Source organism: Pseudomonas sp. NGC7 (genome assembly GCF_047159675.1).
Lineage (GTDB): Bacteria > Pseudomonadota > Gammaproteobacteria > Pseudomonadales > Pseudomonadaceae > Aquipseudomonas > Aquipseudomonas kermanshahensis.
On sequence record NZ_BAAFZY010000001.1, the window covers coordinates 398,110 to 415,276 of the forward strand.

Genomic DNA, 17,167 nt, shown 5'->3' on the forward strand with positions numbered 1-17,167 from the left:
TCCCGCCCCGAGGTAGCGCTATTGCGTGGTGCGTTATTGCGCCAGCTTGGCCTTGGCCGCCTCAAGGCCGGGTTTGCCATCAACGGTGGTAACGCCCGCCAGCCAGGTATCCAGCTTGCCGGGGTTGTCTTTAAGCCACTTTTTGGCGGCTGCTTCGGGTTTCATCTTGTCGTCCAGGACATAGCCCATCATGGTGCTTTCATCCTTGAGCTCGAACGACAGGTTCTTGAGCAGTTGGCCAACGTTGCTGCATTCCTGCACGTAACCCTTGCGGGTGTTGGTCAATACGGTTGCCTTGCCGAATTCGGGGCCGAAAAAATCATCCCCGCCGGTGAGGTACTGCATCTTGAAGCGGGTGTTCATCGGGTGCGGTTCCCAGCCCAGGAACACCACCGACTCGTTGCGTTTCTGCGCCCGGTCGACCTGCGACAGCATGCCGGCCTCGCTCGACTGCACGATCTTGAAGCCGGCGTCCTTCAGGCCGAAGGCGTTCTTGTCGATCATGCTCTGGATGGTGCGGTTGCCGTCGTTACCCGGCTCGATGCCGTAGATCTTGCCGTCCAGTTCTTTCTTGAACTTGGGAATGTCGCTGAAATCCTTCAGGCCCTTGTCATACAGCGCCTGGGGCACGGCCAAGGTGTACTTGGCGTTCTCCAGGTTGGCGCGCACGGTCTCGACGGTGCCGGCGTCGCGGTACTGTTTGATGTCGTTCTCCATGGTCGGCATCCAGTTGCCGAGAAACACGTCCAGGTCCTTGCCGGTGGCCAGCGACTTATAGGTCACCGGTACCGAGATCATGGTGGTGTGGGTCTTGTAACCCAGGGCTTCGAGCACAACGCTTGTGGTGGCTGTCGTCACCGTGATGTCGGTCCAGCCGACATCGGAGAAACGTACCGTCTGGCACTGCTCAGGCTCGGCGGCCTGGGCCAGCAGCGGGGTGGACAACAACGCAACCAACAACAGCGAGGGTGAACCTTTCATGGATGGACTCCTGTGATTTTGTCTTCGGGTTCGCGTGGGTCGCCGGGCGTTCTGAAGGTCCGGTCGACCAGGCCTGCAGAGGGCAGGTTGCGTGGCCGTGCTATACGAGTCGCTTTTGATAATCCTCCAGCGCCGGGCAATCGCCTACTGGTGGGGTCGTATCCAGTACGGAACGGGTCGTATCCAGTACTGGCGATGTCGCATATGGATTTTTCCACCCCCTCGGCCGCGTTTTTGCGTCACCAGGCCGCTGGAAAACGGCGTGAAGACGGCCGTACCTCAGGTAAAAACAGCACGGCGCAGGTGGACAAAACTACGTCGGTTGCAGACGGCGAAGGGGTAGGCAAAAGGCCGATGATGCGTGCATTCATGGCGGCTCGCAGCTTCAGCCTAGCAGTTGCCCCGCCCTGCGCATGGCGCGCAGAGACAAGCCCAGCAAGAGGTGATTCGACAATGGCCATCAGCGTGTTCGACCTGTTCAAGATTGGTGTCGGGCCCTCCAGCTCCCACACCGTTGGCCCCATGCGGGCTGGCGCTCTGTTTGTGCAGGGGCTGCGCGAGCGCGGCGAACTGGAGCAGGTAAAACGGGTCGAGGTGCGGCTGTATGGTTCGCTCTCGGCCACCGGCATCGGCCACGGCACCGACAACGCCACCATCATGGGCCTGATGGGCGAGTGGCCGGACGCCATCGACCCCACCCAGATCGTCCCTCGCATCGCCGACCTGCGCGAAACCAACACCCTGCTGCTGGCCGGCCGCCTGCCCATCGAGTTTGTCTGGGCCCGCGACATGCTGTTGCTGGACGAGAACCTGCCGTACCACCCCAACGCCATGACCTTGATCGCCGAAGGCGCGCAAGGCGAGCTGCACCGCGACACCTACTACTCGGTGGGCGGTGGCTTTGTAGTCGATGCCGCGCAGGCCGCCAGCGGTGTGCTGGACGCCGACCAGACCGTATTGCCCTACGACTTCAACAGTGCCGCCGAGCTGCTGCAACTGTGCAAGCAAAACGACCTCAGCGTGTCGCAATTGATGATGGCCAACGAGAAGGTCTGGCGCAGCGAGGAAGAGATCCACGCCGGCCTGCAGAAGCTCTGGCAAGCCATGCAGGAGTGCGTCACCAACGGCCTGAAATACGAAGGCACGCTGCCCGGCGGCCTCAACGTACGGCGCCGCGCTGCCAAGCTGCACCGCAGCTTGCAAGAGATCGGCAAACCCAACGTGATCGGCTCGACCATGAGCGCCATGGAGTGGGTCAACCTGTTCGCCCTGGCGGTCAACGAAGAAAACGCCGCCGGCGGGCGCATGGTGACCGCGCCCACCAACGGCGCTGCGGGCATCATCCCGGCGGTGCTGCATTACTACATGCGCTTCAGTGATGTGGTGGATGAGTCGAACGTGACCGATTTCTTCCTCGGGGCGGCAGCGGTCGGCATCCTGTGCAAGAAGAACGCTTCGATTTCCGGCGCCGAAGTCGGCTGCCAGGGCGAGGTCGGTTCGGCCTGTGCCATGGCGGCGGCAGGCCTTGCGCAAGTGTTGGGGGCGACACCGCCACAATTGGAAAACGCAGCCGAAATCGCTTTGGAACACAACCTTGGCCTGACCTGCGACCCGGTCGGTGGCCTGGTGCAGGTGCCGTGCATCGAGCGCAACGCGATTGCCGCAGTCAAGGCGATCAACGCAGTGCAGATGGCCCTGCGCGGCGACGGCGAACACTTCATTTCCCTCGACCAGGTGATCCGCACCATGCGTGACACCGGCGCCGACATGCACGACAAGTACAAAGAGACCTCGCGCGGCGGCTTGGCGGTCAGCGCCATCGAATGCTGATGCGCTAATCACGCGCTGCTTGTTACCACGACGCCCCACTATGGGGCGTTTGTGCATGACCGGCCGTCAGATGTCGCGATGAGTGTGGGCATTGTCGGTGACACTTAAGAGTGTCGTTTCTGGGCAACCCACCAGGCACGTGTCACCAAAGTGCTCAGCAGTTACAAGGAGCGCGCCTAGCACGGCGGTTCCAGAAGTTCGGTCAGCTCGCACCGAAGGCCCTGATTTGCCGAGTTAAGGCGTCGTTTTCAGGTTTTTTCGGATAGCCGTTCAATTTCAGGCACGGCGTTTGCGTTGAGATTGGCAACAAGCCCCTACCTACGAAGAAGGGGCCATAACAAAAAAATCAGTGCCCGCCTGAGGCACACCCTGCATTTGTGTGAGGAGAAATCGCGATGACGTCGTACACCTCCGGGAATCCAACCCAGAACCGCACAGCTCCCCAGTCCATCGGGTTTCTTCTACTGGACAACTTCACCCTGATTTCCCTGGCGTCGGCGGTCGAGCCGCTGCGCATGGCCAACCAGCTTTCCGGCCGCGAGCTGTACCGCTGGCACACCCTGACCGTCGATGGCGGCCAGGTCTGGGCCAGTGATGGCCTGCAGATCACCCCCGACGCGGCTATGCACAATGCGCCGCCGATCGACACCGTGATTGTCTGCGGTGGTGTCGGCATTCAGCGCACCGTTACCCGTGAACACGTGACCTGGCTGCAGGCGCAGGCGCGCCAGTCGCGGCGCCTGGGCGCGGTGTGCACCGGCAGCTGGGCACTGGCCTGTGCCGGGCTGCTCGACGGCTTCGATTGCAGCGTGCACTGGGAGTGCCTGGCTGCCATGCAGGAGGCCTACCCACGGGTCAACATGAGCACCCGCCTGTTCACCCTCGACCGCAACCGCTTCACCAGCTCCGGTGGCACCGCGCCGCTGGACATGATGCTGCACCTGATCAGCCGCGATCACGGCCGTGAACTGTCGGCGGCGATCTCCGAAATGTTTGTCTACGAGCGCATTCGCAACGAGCAAGACCACCAGCGCGTGCCGCTCAAGCACATGCTCGGCACCAACCAGCCGAAGCTGCAGGAAATCGTCGCGCTGATGGAGGCCAACCTGGAAGAGCCGATCGACCTCGACGAACTGGCGGTGTATGTGTCGGTGTCGCGGCGCCAGCTCGAGCGCTTGTTCCAGAAGTACCTGCACTGCTCGCCGTCGCGCTATTACCTGAAGCTGCGCCTGATCCGCGCGCGGCAGTTGCTGAAGCAGACGCCGATGTCGATCATCGAAGTGGCCTCGGTGTGCGGCTTCGTCTCTACCCCGCACTTCTCCAAGTGCTACCGCGAGTATTTCGGCATTCCGCCGCGTGATGAGCGCGTGGGCTCCAACACTGCCCAGCAGGTGGCGATGATGCCGATCCCGCAGGCCATGACCCTGTCGCCGCACAGCGGGCCGATGGCGGCCCTGAGCCAGGCACGCAACGAGTCGACGTTCGCCAGCGTAAGGCTCTGAAACAGAGCCGGCCTCTTCGCGGGGCAAGCCCGCTCCCACACGTACAGCACTGAATTCGAAAGCAGCGCGATACCTGTGGGAGCGGGCTTGCCCGCGAAGAGGGCGGTGCAGGAATAATCGGTCAGGCGCGCTTGCTGAACTGTGCCAGCGCAGGCAAAAGCTGTTTGTCGATCGCCTGTCGCACCGCCGGCAATATGGTCGCGCTGCCGGTATACATCTGCTCGACCATGCCCTTCAGCGCCTTTGCATTGGGCTCGGTCAGCCCACGCACCACGGCCTCGCAGGCCTGCTCGGCGCTGGCCCCGGCGGGGATGTCGAAACCGCGCGCGCGCAGGTGGCCGGCGAGGTCGTCCTGGTCAATCAAATCCGCATGCATCATGGCTGTTGTCCCTTTTATCGCTAAGCGAGTGCTGCTGTGATTTACGACCGATTCTGTGTCCACCGCGACAGGCCCGCAAGGGCAGAATGTCGCAATGGCTGCTTTGGCTAAGAACAGGTCGTTTACGGCTAAATCACCCGCCCCTGAAGTGCGCACACTCAAGCCATCTACCGCAACGGAGGGTTTGGTCACCCTCGCTCGTGCACAGTGGATGTTGCTCGCTCTTGGCCCCGGATGCTCACGGCTTTCCGGGGTTATTTTTTTCTCCCTAGCTGCCGTTTCCCTAGCGACTCTACGAGTAGGCGGTCGCGGCGTCAGCTGATTAATTCAGTTCCTCTATGCCACAGGAACTGAACCATGAAACAGATGCTGTCCAAAACCTGCCTAATGGGGGCGGGGCTGTTGTTCTCCTCGCTCTGCTATGCCTCATCGCCCACTCCCCAACTCTTCTCGTTCGAGCAGCGCCACAGTGCCCTGCAAACGAAGCCTGCGGGTTATATGCGGACCTTGCTAGGCGACCCTGCTAACAAAGACGTCGTGCTGGTCGATGTGAAGCCGGCGCTCATCAGCAACGATACAAGCACATTGGCAATCACCCTGCCAGACGGCAAGACGGCGACTTTTAACCTGGAAACTTACAGTGCCCTGCCCGAGGGGCTGGAAGGTTGGGTGGGTTACAAACCTTCGGCTGTGAAATCGAAATCTGCCTCGGAGCTCAAGTTTGACCCGCTGTACTACCTGTCGATTGTGCGCCAAGGCGATCAGCTGGTAGGGGAGATCATGGTCGACGGGCAGCGTTACCGTTTGGAGTATGTGAGCCCGGGTCAACATGCCCTTGTCTCGATCGATGAAGCCAAGCTTGCGCCCCTGGATGCCCTCCCAGAGGCTAAGGCGGTAGCAGCGCAAGTGGCGAGTGTTCAGCCCCAAGCCACCTCTGAGCACAGCACCATCCGCCTGATGTTCGTTACCACCCAACAATCGAGGGCCAAGTACCCCAACCCCCGACTGACCTTGAATCAAGCGTTGCAAGACGTGAATCAGACCATGAAGAACAGCAAGGTCAACATCACCTTTGAGTTGGCCGGCATCTACGATGCCAATTACGATGAGTCGGGCAAGGAATATTCGAAGTTGCTCAACGATGTAACCTACTACATGAAAGACGTGGCGCAGGCCCGGGACGGAATGCTGGCGGACCTGGTCTCCATGATCGTGGTTAATAACGCCCTGTGTGGCGGCGGAAAGTTTGGGCCCTCGAAAGCCGCTGGGTTTACTGCGGTGACGTGCTTGTCTTCGCTGGCTCATGAAATTGGCCACAACTTCGGTATGGTGCACAACTCAGGTGGCGCAAGGACACCGTCATACATACATGGCTACCGCTGGAATCAGGGCCTCTTACCCTTCCGTACGCAAATGTCTTATGAATGCACAGGCCGCTCTTGCCCGCGCATTGCATACTTCTCCAATCCGCGCCTGAGCTACGCTGGCGTTCCCATGGGGACCGTCAAGGACAATGACGTTGCACGCGCATTGAATGAGCGACGTAGCATCGTAGAGAATTTTTATCCCTCTCCAGCGAACGCCGCCAAGATTACCTTGTTCGAGCAATCTCGATTCCAGGGCAAGCGTTGCGAAATGTACCTCCAGAAGGGAAGCGTTACACCCCTGAAAGACAGCCTTTGTCGGCCACTGACCACCTCCCGCTCCGCTAAAATCGAAAATTTCCAGGCCGGCAACACGGTGTGCTTGCGTAATACGGATGACTCCAGGAACCGCTGCTTTACGGGGGCTTATACAGGTGATTTCGAAATCAATAACTTTGACCTCGATTCGGCTTGGCCGGGCGAGCTGAAGCGCAGCGTAAAAGGCTGGCCGATGAATGGGTCGGTGACCCAAGTCACTTACGAGAAAGCCGGTGACACCTTCGTTCGGCTTTATGCGCAAGAGGACTTCAAGAGCCCGCTCTGCACGGTTGCAATAGGGGAGGGGAAAACGGTGACCCTGAACACCGAAGGCCAATGCCCCTCCAATGTTGGCAGGTCCCGTTCTGCCCAGGTGCTGGGTTTCGATGGCAGCCAGGTATGTTTCACCAACGCAGACGCCAAGAGAATGCACTGTTACAGCGGCCAGTATCAGGGCGATTTCAGCATTCGAAACTATGACACCAGCAACCTGAATTTACCCAAAGGCCTGGCGGCTACCCGAAGCGGCTACATGAACAGTAATGCTTATCGGATTTCGAAGGGCGTGGAGTAACACCGCTACCGTGACCGAACATCTGACCCCGGCGGCGTAAGCCCCTGGGGTTGTTGTTCATTGGCTACCGGCGTTCCGGGGGCATTTATTGCCCGTCATTCGCTGTTTTGTATGCGGTTACCTGACATTTCTGCCAGGTGACGAGCCTGCGTAATACCTGCTCTGCTATAGGCGATGGACTTCCAGAGGGGCGGAATCATGAAAATATTTGCCTATAGGGCATGGCTCGTCATAGCCGGGTGCGCGTTGCTCGCGGCTTGCTCGTCATCGACACCGCGAGAGAGCGGAACTTCAAGCGCGGTTACGCAACTGTTCACGCTTGAACCCACCCCAGATCGCAGTACGCTTCAGAAAACAGCCACGGGGTATCTGGCTACTCTGTTGGCGAACCCAGCTAACGACGAAATTACGCTGGTTGACGCCAGTGCGGAGCTGATCAACAACAGCACTCAACATTTGGCAGTGACATTGCCCGATGGTAAAACAGCCCAATTCAACCTGCGCGACTTTAATTCAATGGCCGGTGGTTACGAAGGCTGGGTGGGTTATAGACGTTCGGCGTGGAAGCTGAATCACCCTTCACCTGCTGAGATCGATTTCGACCCTCGCTATTACCTGTCGATCGTGCGCCACGGCACCCAGTTGGTCGGTAACTTGATCGTGGATGGTCAGCGCTATCAACTGGAATACCTCGGAGGCAGACAGCATGCGTTAATAAAGATTGACGGTTCGAAGTTGCCGCCTGAAGACAGTCAACCTCCACAGGGGCATGCAAGTGAAGTATCGACAGTCAAGACCAACCTACCGCCGAAATCAGCACACAGTACGATCAGGTTGCTGTTTGTCACTACCAATCAGGCCCGTGCTAAGAATCCAAACTACCGCGCCGCGCTGACCCTTGGATTGCAGGATGCCAATCAGATCACAAAAAATAGCCAGGTCGCTATAACGTATGAGTTAGCCGGTTTTATGGACGCTAATCACGATGAGACCGGCAAAGATTTTGTCACGCTTCTCAATGATCTGACGTACCGGATGCCGGAGGTGAAAGTTGTGCGGGATCGGGTGCGCGCTGATCTCGTCTCGATGTTAGTGACCAATAACGAGCTGTGTGGTGGCGGTAAACCAGGCCCAGAGAAACATTTAGGTTTTACGGCAATCTATTGCATCCCTTCATTGTCGCACGAGATCGGTCATAACTTTGGTATGACCCATAGCTGGGACGGTGTGAGTAATGCCTACACGCATGGATATCAGTATAAACCTGCGTCGGGCTCCCTCAGGTTCCGCACGCAGATGGCTGGCGAGTGCAGCCCGGCCTGCCCTCGGCAATTGTTCTTCTCCAATCCACGCTTGAGTTATCAAGGGCAAGCTCTGGGTACGGTAGCGAACCATGATGTTGCTAGAGCGATGAATGAACGCAGAGAAACGGTTGAGAATTTCTACCCTCCTTTTACGGGTAAGAGAATCAGGAGTGTCGAACGCGCCAAATCAGGGCTTCCAGCCTGCTTGACGGTCACATCAAGGGGGGCGCTGACTTTTGCGGATTGCGGAAATATCAGTGAAGGTGATTTTTGGTACTGGAACAACAATGCGCTGACGACCATTCGCGTCCAGCAAGGCGATGTTTTATCATGCCTTCAATGGACGGCAAATGGTGAGGCGGCAGGCATGGGTGCATGCTCAGGTCTGCGTTCAAACTTTAGTTTTGCGGGGGGAGTGATTAAGTTTTCAGCCTTGGGTATCTCCAACTGCATGGAAGGTAATGGAAGAAGCGCCAGCCCTAAATTCAGCTATTGTTATGACAGAGATGATGCTCGATGGGAAACTATACCCTGACCGTCTAAAATGTATATTAGGGAACAGGTGGGGCTGCGGTACCTGGTTTGGACTTCGCCCCCCCTGCATTACCGTGGCAACAGGCCAATGATGCGGCCGACGTAGGCGGGTGGTGGAATGCCGTATTGGAGCTTCGTTAGGCGTTGTATGCACTCGGTGGTCACATCACCGAATGGAGATGCCTTCGACGCTTTCAAGCAGACGTGCAATAACATCTGTTCACTGGCTGCCAAAGGCCCCTCAACATTTTCCCTGTGCAAGCTGTGATAAACATGCAAGCGCTTGTGATCAAAACCGATGATCTGCGTCTGCACCCACACTTCGGTACCCAGCTTCACTTCATGCAGGTAGTTGATGTGCGCCTCCAAGGTGAACAGGGAATGCCCACTTTGCCCGCGGCTGTCGGCATCCAGGCCGATACGCTCCATCAATGCATCGGTGGCATAGCTGAAAATCAGCAGGTAATAGGCATCGCGCAGGTGCCCGTTGTAATCCACCCAGTCCTCCTGGACCGGGGTGCGGTAGGTGATCAGTGCGGGCATTGGAGTCTCCTCAATCGCCAAAGGCCATGCCGTGCTTGGCCTTGCTGGTTTTCACCGCGTCCAGCACTGCCAGCAGGGTGTCATCACGGTAGCGCTCCAGCGCGGCGATGCTGCGATCGCCCAGTTGGTCCGAGGTGCCGTCCACAACATCGTCGATCAGCTTGTCGGTCAACTCGGGGGCTGGCAAGTAGGTCCAGGGCAGTTTAAGCGCCGGGCCGAATTGCGACATGAAGTGGCGCATGCCTGCATCGCCACCGGCCAGGGTATAGGTGAGGAAGGTGCCCATGAACGACCAGCGCAGGCCGGCACCAAAGCGGATTGCATCGTCGATTTCGCCGGTGGTCGCCACGCCGTCGTTGACCAAGTGCAGCGCCTCGCGCCACAGCGCTTCGAGCAGGCGGTCGGCAATGAAGCCGGGGACTTCCTTGCGCACATGCAGCGGGCGCATGCCGAGGGCGGTGTAGATGGTTTTCGCCGCGTCGATGGCCTCCGGCGAGGTGCGCTTGCCGCCGACGATTTCGACCAGCGGCAGCAAGTAGACCGGGTTGAACGGGTGGCCGACCACGCATCGCTCTGGGTGGGTGGACGACTCGTAGAATTCACTGGGCAACAGGCCCGAGGTGCTGGAGCCGATGATTGCATCAGGCTTGGCCGCAGCGCTGATCTTCGCGTGCAGTTCGAGCTTGAGGTCCAGGCGCTCTGGGGCGCTTTCCTGGATGAAGTCGGCGTCACGCACGCAGGCTTCGATGGTGCTGACGAAGGTCAAACGTTGTGGCGAAGCGCCTGGCGCCAGGCCTTGTTTTTCCAGCGCCGGCCAGGCGTTGGCGATGCGCTTGCGCAGGGCCTGCTCGGCGCCGGGGGCTGGGTCCCAGGCGACGACATCCAGGCCGTGGGCGAGGGCGCGAGCGACCCAGCCGCTGCCGATCACGCCACTACCCAGGGCGGCGAAGGTCTTGATCTCGGTGATGAAAGGCATAGCGGTCTCCAGTGGGATCAGCGGCGTTTGAGGTTCATTTTTTCCCGGCCCTCGGCCGGGGTCAGCACGCGAGCGCCGAGGCGGGAGATGATCTCCACCGCGCGCTCGACCAGCTGGCCGTTGCTGGCCAGCACGCCACGGTCCAGGTACAAGTTGTCTTCCAGGCCGACGCGCACGTTGCCGCCCAGCAGCACGGCCTGGGCCGCCATGGGCATCTGCATGCGGCCGATGCCGAAGCCGGCCCAGGTGACGTTGGCGGGCAGGTTGTCGACCATGGCCTTCATGGTGGTGGTGTCGGCCGGCGCGCCCCATGGGATGCCCAGGCACAGTTGGAACAGCGGGTCGTCGAGCAGGCCTTCCTTGATCATCTGCTTGGCGAACCACAGGTGGCCAGTGTCGAAGATTTCCAGCTCGGCTTTTACGCCCAGCTCGGTGATGCGCTTGGCACCGGCGCGCAGTTGGGCCGGGGTGGAGACGTAGATCGAATTGCCGTCGCCGAAGTTGAGGGTGCCGCAGTCGAGGGTGCAGATTTCCGGCAGCAGCGCTTCGACGTGGGCCAAGCGCTCCAGCGGGCCGATCAGGTCGGTGCCTGGGCCGAATTCCAGGGGCGTTTCGCCTGGGCCGATTTCCAGGTCGCCGCCCATGCCAGCGGTGAGGTTGACGATGATGTCCACGTCGGCTTCACGGATGCGCTCCATGACTTCGCGGTACAGGTTCACGTCGCGGCTGAAGCGGCCGGTTTGCGGGTCGCGGACGTGGCAGTGGACCACGGTGGCGCCGGCTTTGGCGGCTTCGACGGCGGCTTCGGCGATCTGCTTGGGGGTGACTGGGACCAAGTGGCTTTTGGAGGCGGTGTCGCCGGCACCGGTGAGGGCGCAGGTGATGATGACGTCGTGGTTCATGGCGGTTCCTTGTGATGTCGGTGGTGGCCTTTCGCGGGGCAAGCCGCTCCCACAGGGTCAGCAGTGACCCTGAGCTTAGCGCTGTACCTGTAGGAGCAGCCTTGTGCTGCGAAAGGGCCGGATCAGTTGGCGGTAAGCTTGAGGTTGTCCGCAGCGGGCTTACCATCGAAGGTGGTCACCCCTTCAAGCCAGCGGGCCTTGTCCTCGGGGTGGTCCTTAAGCCACTGGCGGGCCGACTCCAGCGCGTCCTTGTGGTCGAGCAGCGGCTGCATCATGCGGCTCTCGTCCTCGGCGCTGAACTTCAGGTTGGCCAGCAGGCGGTGAGCGTTGGGGCAGCGTTCGGCGTAGTCCGGCGCGGTGACCGTCCACACCGTGGCGCGGCCTTCATCAGGGCCGAGCGCGCCTTGACTGTCGCCCAGGTAGGCCATGTCGATGTTCACATTCATCGGGTGCGGCGCCCAGCCGAAGAACACCACCGCCTCCTTGCGCCGCACGGCACGGTCGACCGCGGCGAGCATGCCGGCCTCGCTGGACTCGACCAGCTGGAACTTGCCCAGGCCGAACTGGTTCTTGGCGATCATCGCCTTGATCTGGGTATTGGCGCCGGACCCCGGCTCGATGCCGTAGATTTTCCCGCCCAGCTCCTTCTCGAACTTATGGATATCGGCGAAGGTCTTCAAACCCTTGTCAGCCAGGTACTTAGGCACTGCCAGGGTGGCGCGGGCATCTTCCAGGCTGGGCTTGTCGAGCACCTTGACCTGCTGGGCATCGACAAACGGAGTGATGGTCTGGGTCATGATCGGGTTCCAGTAACCCAAGAACATGTCCAGGCGTTTGTCGCGGATGCCGGCAAAGATGATCTGCTGCGAAGCGCTGGTCTGCTTGGTCTGGTAACCCAGGCCATCGAGCAGTACTTGGGCCATGGCGCTGGTAGCGATGACGTCGGTCCAGTTGACCACGCCAAGGCGCACGTTCTTGCAGGCCGCGGGCTCGGCGGCGAAAAGCGGGGTTGCAACGATGCTGCTCAGGGCAAGGGACAACAGGCTGCGGCGGATCAAGCTGTGCATGGTGGCTCTCCATCGGCAGTGCATATTGTTATTGAGGGCGGCCTCTGCGGACCGTTTGAATACGCTACGCTGGCCGGACCTTGGTCAAGCGCACGCTGGCGACAGGAATTAGCACCTGGGCGACCAGTTTCTGTGGAGTAGCGGATGATGGAGACGATTGCCTTTCTGTTGGTGCCGGGCTTTTCCGCGATGGGGTTCATTTCGGCGGTGGAGCCTCTGCGGGTGGCCAACCGTTTTGGCGGGCAGTTGTACCGGTGGCAGGTGCTCAGCCTGGACGGTGAGGCGGTGCTGGCGAGCAATGGCATGTCGGTGAATGCCGACGCCGCACTGGGGGAGGGTGAGCCCGTCAACATCCTGCTGGTAGTAGCGGGTTTCGAGCCACTGGCCAATATCCCGCCGAAGCTCCTGCATGCGCTGCGTCGGCTGAACCATGAGGCGGTCATGCTCGGGGGAATCGACACGGGAGCAATGGTGCTGGCCGAGGCGGGCTTGCTGGACGGCTACCGGGCGACACTGCACTGGGAGGCGCTGGAGGCGTTCAAGGAGCGCTACCCGGGCCTGCAGGCGACCCAGGAGCTGTTCGAAATCGACCGCAGCCGCATTACCTGTGCCGGCGGCACTGCTTCGATTGATCTGATGCTGCACCTGATCGCCCAGTCTCACGGCAGCGACCTGGCCGTGAAGGTGTCCGAGCAATTCGTGCTGGGTCGCATCCGTCAGCGCCAGGACCACCAGCGCATGCAGATAGGTGCGCGTTACGGTATCAGTAACAAGAAGCTGGTCCATGCCATCGGCGAAATGGAAAAACACACCGAGCCACCCTTGAGCACGCTGGACCTGGCCGCTGCGATCAAAGTGACACGGCGCCAACTGGAGCGCCTGTTCCGTATGCACCTCAATGAAACGCCCAGCAGTTTTTACCTTGCACTGCGGCTGGACAAGGCGCGTCAGCTGTTGGCCCAGACAGACATGTCGGTGACCGAGGTCAGCCTTGCGTGTGGCTTTGAACTGCCATCGTATTTCACGCGGCGCTACAAGTTGAGGTTTGGAAAGTGCCCACGGGAGGAACGTCAACCTGCCCGTGCAAAATAAGCTTCATTCCAGCTCGCGTTTGAGAATGGCCAGCAGCTTTTCACGGTTTCTGGCCTGCAGGTCCTTGCGCAATGGAGCGAAGTCGCCCGGGTTGAAGCGTGCGCCCAGATGGTCAAATACCAGGTTCAACTTCCGGGTAGGTTGGGCAGGGTCGGTTACGCAGTAGGCGAAAAACAGGATCGCAACGGGGATCTTGTCCCCTTCATGATCCATTTCGATGCTCAGATGTGAAGAGGCGTTCATGACGTTAAAGGTGTGCCTGCCCGCAGATTGCAAAGCGGCTTTAACGTTTGCTTCAAGGCTTTTGAACCAGGGACCTTTAGCCCGCAGCGGTGGCAGATAACCACTGTACACATCGCTTAAAGCGAGCAGGTGCGGCTCATATGCAATGGCTTTATGCGTATGTTCAAACACGGTGAATTGCAGTGTTTGCAACGTGGCGATAACGACGGTAAACCATTGCTCAGGCTGGGTTTCCATCGAGTATTTTTCATTGGCCATGGCCTGTGAATAACGCAGGCACAGCTGCAAGTCTTCCCATGTTTCGAGTGTCAGCCATGGAGCGGGTTTGATTCTCAGCCGCTCCTCGAATATCCGAGTGTCCAGGCTTGCATCGCTCATGCGGCATCGCTCCTTGATGAGGGGAACTGGGTACCAGCAAATCCTGGTACCCAGCCTCGCTAGTTAGATAGCGAGGAAGGCGGCGATGTCGCCTTTGATCTTCTCATTCACAAGATCACGCGCAGCATTGAAGTGACGAACGCTGAACGTACCCTGTTGCGACGCGCGATAGACGCGGGTCGAAGACTTGTCGACCTTGCGGGTCAGGGCGCCTTCACGTTCGATTTTCGAGTTGTAGCTGGCCTGGAAGCTGGTCATGTGCATCGTAGGCAAGCCTTGTGGCGTCATTTCGCATTGGGCTACCACGAAGTTGCTCGACTTGCCGGACTCGCTATGGCTGTGCTTTTCCAGGTGTGCCTTGATTTCCGGCTTCTGCACGACGACTTGCAGAACACGCTTGGCACAGGCGGTGCGACGAGGGTCACGGGCCACGCTGATGGTGATGGATTTGGTCATCAGCTCTGCCAGGGTCAGGTTGTCCTCATCGATGGCATCTTCGGCATGTGCGGCACCCGTCATGGTCCAGCCGAACTTGATCAAACCATCGTTGTAGAAGTTGTACCACTCGCGCTGCTGGGTTTCCTTGTCGAACTTCTTGTTGGCCAGTTCGGTCATCAACCGCATACCTGCCAGGATGTCTTCGGCAATGCCAGCAGGCACATTTTCAGCGAATATACAGATCGTCTGGCCGGTAGCGGCTACGCGCTCTTGACCTTCTTTGCGGATTTTTTCCATTTCAACTTTGATGTCAGCCATTTCGTTGTTCCTTGATAGTTGAGGGGACCAAGACACACGTTGCAAGTCCGTGGTCTTGGCGCACTATCTGGAAATGGCGCAGTGACTATCAGCAGCACGTTGTTCCTCTGGAGGAGATCCTTCGAACCCGTCTGGATCAGTCTTCAGGTGCCGGCTCTTCACTGTTTTGTGGGCCTAGGCTGCGCAAGTATTCCGAGCGCTCATCGCTGCGCTGGGCGATGCAGCTGTTCAATGCAGCCTGGTAGGCTTTGCTGCCTGGCTGTTCGGCATGGGTTTCGACTTTGCAGTCGGCATCGCGCAGTTGGCTCCAGAGTTTTTCGGCGGATTCGATTCGCGACTGCAGGCCAGCTTCGTCGCCATACTGCTCGCGCATGCGTTGAAGCAGGTCGTCATAGGCCGACTTCAGCTCACGCTCGGCGGTCTGCTTGTTGAACACCGCGCACTCGAACGTCTGCTGGTCGGTCTCGACATTGTCGCAAGGCGTGCTTTCTTCCTCACCGGCCTGGGCCCCGCTCACGACGGCCAGCAGCACCAGCCATGCCATTGATTTCATCCTTTATCTCCTCAACAGGCTGTGGAATCGCTGGGATTCTCGCTCAGCCAGAGGCCGCGCGAAAGCTCCCTGACCAAATGTTCATCTAAGGGCCGCAAAGGTCGTTATCGAGACTGTCTCTCATCCCCGAACGGCGTGCCAGACGTGCTCATGTCGCGCATTGACGCTTTCGGCAAACCCCCTGTCGTTTTTGCATCGGGGCGCCGCGGGGCACAGGCATATGCTGGCCCCAAAGCGCCGGCACAATGTTCGGCGTGACCCAACTCAATAAAAGGGGACAGCCTGATGAGCCCAGCCGAATTACACGCCGACAGCATCGTCATTGACGGTTTGATCATTGCCAAATGGAACCGCGAGCTGTTCGAAGACATGCGCAAAGGCGGCCTGACTGCGGCCAACTGCACGGTGTCGGTCTGGGAAGGGTTCAAGGCCACGGTCGACCAGATCGCCTCCAGCCAGAAGCTGATCCGCGACAACAGCGACCTGGTCATGCCGGTGCGCACCACCGCCGACATCCGCAAGGCGAAAGAACTGGGCAAGACCGGCATCCTCTTCGGCTTCCAGAACGCCCACGCGTTCGAAGACCAGATCGCCTACGTGGACGTGTTCAAGCAGCTGGGCGTGGGCATCGTGCAGATGTGCTACAACACCCAGAACCTGGTCGGCACCGGCTGCTACGAGCGTGACGGCGGCCTGTCGGGCTTCGGCCGCGAGATCGTCGCCGAAATGAACCGCGTCGGCATCATGTGCGACTTGTCGCACGTGGGCTCCAAGACTTCTGAAGAAGTCATTCTCGAATCGAAGAAGCCGGTGTGCTACTCGCACTGCCTGCCGTCGGGGCTCAAGGAGCACCCGCGCAACAAGTCGGACGAAGAGCTGAAGTTCATCGCCGACCACGGCGGTTTCGTTGGCGTGACCATGTTTGCGCCGTTCCTGGCCAAGGGCATCGATTCGACCATCGACGACTACGCCGAAGCCATCGAATACACCATGAACATCGTTGGTGAAGACGCCATCGGCATCGGCACCGACTTCACCCAGGGCCACGGCCAGGACTTCTTCGAATACCTGACCCACGACAAGGGCTACGCCCGTCGCCTGACCAATTTCGGCAAGATCATCAACCCGCTGGGCATTCGCACCGTTGGCGAGTTCCCCAACCTCACCGAGACCTTGCTCAAGCGCGGCCACTCCGAGCGTGTGGTGCGCAAGATCATGGGCGAGAACTGGGTAAACGTCCTCAAGGATGTCTGGGGCGAGTAAGCCGCTCTCCAAGCCTGAAAGCCCCTGCCAGCAACGCCGGGGCATCCCAATAAAAAATTTTATGGAGTTGAGTTTCCATGGCCAAGATCGCCCCGCAATTGCCAATCGAAGTCGACAGCGAGACCGGTGTCTGGACCAGCGACGCCTTGCCGATGCTGTACGTGCCACGCCATTTCTTCGTTAACAACCACATCGGTATCGAGGAAGTGCTGGGCGCCGACGCCTATGCCGAGATCCTCTACAAGGCGGGCTACAAGTCGGCCTGGCACTGGTGTGAAAAAGAAGCCGAGTGCCATGGCCTGGAAGGCGTGGCGGTGTTCGAGCATTACATGAAGCGCCTGTCCCAGCGTGGCTGGGGCTTGTTCGAGATCCAGGACATCGACCTGGACAAAGGCACCTGCAGCGTCAAGCTCAAGCACTCCGCCTTCGTCTACGTGTACGGCAAGGTTGGCCGCAAGGTCGACTACATGTTCACCGGCTGGTTCGCCGGCGCAATGGACCAGATTCTCGCTGCCCGTGGCAGCAAGATCCGCACCGTGGCCGAGCAGGTCTATGGCGGGTCGGAAGAAGGCCACGAAGATGGCCTGTTCGTTACAAAGCCGTTGTAA

General features: G+C 59.5%; 16 protein-coding genes. 7 read left to right on the plus strand and 9 right to left on the minus strand.

Annotation, left to right across the window (positions count from 1 at the left end; all coding sequences use genetic code 11):
• Positions 1–33: 33 nt before the first annotated feature.
• Positions 34–981, minus strand: a complete 948-nt coding sequence (locus ACMCNM_RS01810) for a choline ABC transporter substrate-binding protein (RefSeq protein WP_027594277.1) — start codon at positions 979–981, stop codon at positions 34–36.
• Positions 982–1,434: 453 nt separating this feature from the next.
• Here ACMCNM_RS01810 and ACMCNM_RS01815 point away from each other — a divergent pair, with 453 nt between their 5' ends.
• Together ACMCNM_RS01815 and ACMCNM_RS01820 are read left to right on the plus strand one after the other, a co-directional pair.
• The gene (locus ACMCNM_RS01815; RefSeq protein ID WP_027594278.1) at positions 1,435–2,811 is read left to right on the plus strand and encodes an L-serine ammonia-lyase; all 1,377 of its coding nucleotides are present in this window, start codon (positions 1,435–1,437) and stop codon (positions 2,809–2,811) included.
• Between the two features lie 395 nt (positions 2,812–3,206).
• Positions 3,207–4,313, plus strand: coding sequence for a GlxA family transcriptional regulator (locus ACMCNM_RS01820; protein ID WP_027594279.1), 1,107 nt, complete (start codon positions 3,207–3,209; stop codon positions 4,311–4,313).
• A gap of 121 nt (positions 4,314–4,434) precedes the next feature.
• Here the strand turns inward: ACMCNM_RS01820 and ACMCNM_RS01825 are convergent, their stop codons facing one another.
• Positions 4,435–4,692: a hypothetical protein gene (locus ACMCNM_RS01825; RefSeq protein WP_186682945.1), complete on the minus strand. Its 258-nt coding sequence runs from the start codon at positions 4,690–4,692 to the stop codon at positions 4,435–4,437.
• A 357-nt stretch (positions 4,693–5,049) separates the two neighbouring features.
• Between ACMCNM_RS01825 and ACMCNM_RS01830 the strand changes: the two genes are divergently transcribed.
• Together ACMCNM_RS01830 and ACMCNM_RS01835 are read left to right on the plus strand one after the other, a co-directional pair.
• Positions 5,050–6,948 carry a M12 family metallo-peptidase gene (locus ACMCNM_RS01830; protein WP_412763845.1) on the plus strand — a complete coding sequence of 633 codons (1,899 nt, stop codon included), beginning with the start codon at positions 5,050–5,052 and terminating at the stop codon, positions 6,946–6,948.
• A 198-nt stretch (positions 6,949–7,146) separates the two neighbouring features.
• Positions 7,147–8,787, plus strand: coding sequence for a reprolysin-like metallopeptidase (locus tag ACMCNM_RS01835; RefSeq protein ID WP_412763846.1), 1,641 nt, complete (start codon positions 7,147–7,149; stop codon positions 8,785–8,787).
• A 68-nt stretch (positions 8,788–8,855) separates the two neighbouring features.
• On the opposite strand, the gene ACMCNM_RS01840 is transcribed toward ACMCNM_RS01835, so the two are convergent.
• The 4 genes from ACMCNM_RS01840 to choX form a co-directional block, all read right to left on the minus strand.
• The gene (locus tag ACMCNM_RS01840) at positions 8,856–9,329 is read right to left on the minus strand and encodes a thioesterase family protein (RefSeq protein ID WP_186682925.1); all 474 of its coding nucleotides are present in this window, start codon (positions 9,327–9,329) and stop codon (positions 8,856–8,858) included.
• A gap of 10 nt (positions 9,330–9,339) precedes the next feature.
• A complete protein-coding gene (locus tag ACMCNM_RS01845) occupies positions 9,340–10,305 on the minus strand; it encodes an L-carnitine dehydrogenase (protein WP_339549316.1) in 966 nt (321 codons plus the stop codon).
• A gap of 17 nt (positions 10,306–10,322) precedes the next feature.
• The gene (locus ACMCNM_RS01850; protein WP_027594288.1) at positions 10,323–11,207 is read right to left on the minus strand and encodes a 3-keto-5-aminohexanoate cleavage protein; all 885 of its coding nucleotides are present in this window, start codon (positions 11,205–11,207) and stop codon (positions 10,323–10,325) included.
• Positions 11,208–11,329: 122 nt separating this feature from the next.
• On the minus strand, positions 11,330–12,274 hold the full coding sequence (choX, locus tag ACMCNM_RS01855; protein ID WP_186703152.1) for a choline ABC transporter substrate-binding protein: 945 nt from the start codon (positions 12,272–12,274) through the stop codon (positions 11,330–11,332).
• A 144-nt stretch (positions 12,275–12,418) separates the two neighbouring features.
• Here choX and ACMCNM_RS01860 point away from each other — a divergent pair, with 144 nt between their 5' ends.
• The gene (locus ACMCNM_RS01860) at positions 12,419–13,366 is read left to right on the plus strand and encodes a GlxA family transcriptional regulator (RefSeq protein WP_186682919.1); all 948 of its coding nucleotides are present in this window, start codon (positions 12,419–12,421) and stop codon (positions 13,364–13,366) included.
• 3 nt (positions 13,367–13,369) lie between these two features.
• Here ACMCNM_RS01860 and ACMCNM_RS01865 read toward each other — a convergent pair whose 3' ends face one another.
• The 3 genes from ACMCNM_RS01865 to ACMCNM_RS01875 form a co-directional block, all read right to left on the minus strand.
• Positions 13,370–13,987: a hypothetical protein gene (locus ACMCNM_RS01865; RefSeq protein WP_186682917.1), complete on the minus strand. Its 618-nt coding sequence runs from the start codon at positions 13,985–13,987 to the stop codon at positions 13,370–13,372.
• 63 nt (positions 13,988–14,050) lie between these two features.
• Complete coding sequence (locus ACMCNM_RS01870) at positions 14,051–14,743, minus strand: hypothetical protein (RefSeq protein WP_412763847.1); 693 nt, start codon at positions 14,741–14,743, stop codon at positions 14,051–14,053.
• Between the two features lie 136 nt (positions 14,744–14,879).
• A complete protein-coding gene (locus ACMCNM_RS01875; protein ID WP_186703153.1) occupies positions 14,880–15,296 on the minus strand; it encodes a lysozyme inhibitor LprI family protein in 417 nt (138 codons plus the stop codon).
• A gap of 285 nt (positions 15,297–15,581) precedes the next feature.
• Between ACMCNM_RS01875 and ACMCNM_RS01880 the strand changes: the two genes are divergently transcribed.
• On the plus strand, positions 15,582–16,559 hold the full coding sequence (locus ACMCNM_RS01880; RefSeq protein WP_027594292.1) for a dipeptidase: 978 nt from the start codon (positions 15,582–15,584) through the stop codon (positions 16,557–16,559).
• 77 nt (positions 16,560–16,636) lie between these two features.
• Complete coding sequence (locus tag ACMCNM_RS01885) at positions 16,637–17,167, plus strand: DUF5943 domain-containing protein (protein WP_027594293.1); 531 nt, start codon at positions 16,637–16,639, stop codon at positions 17,165–17,167.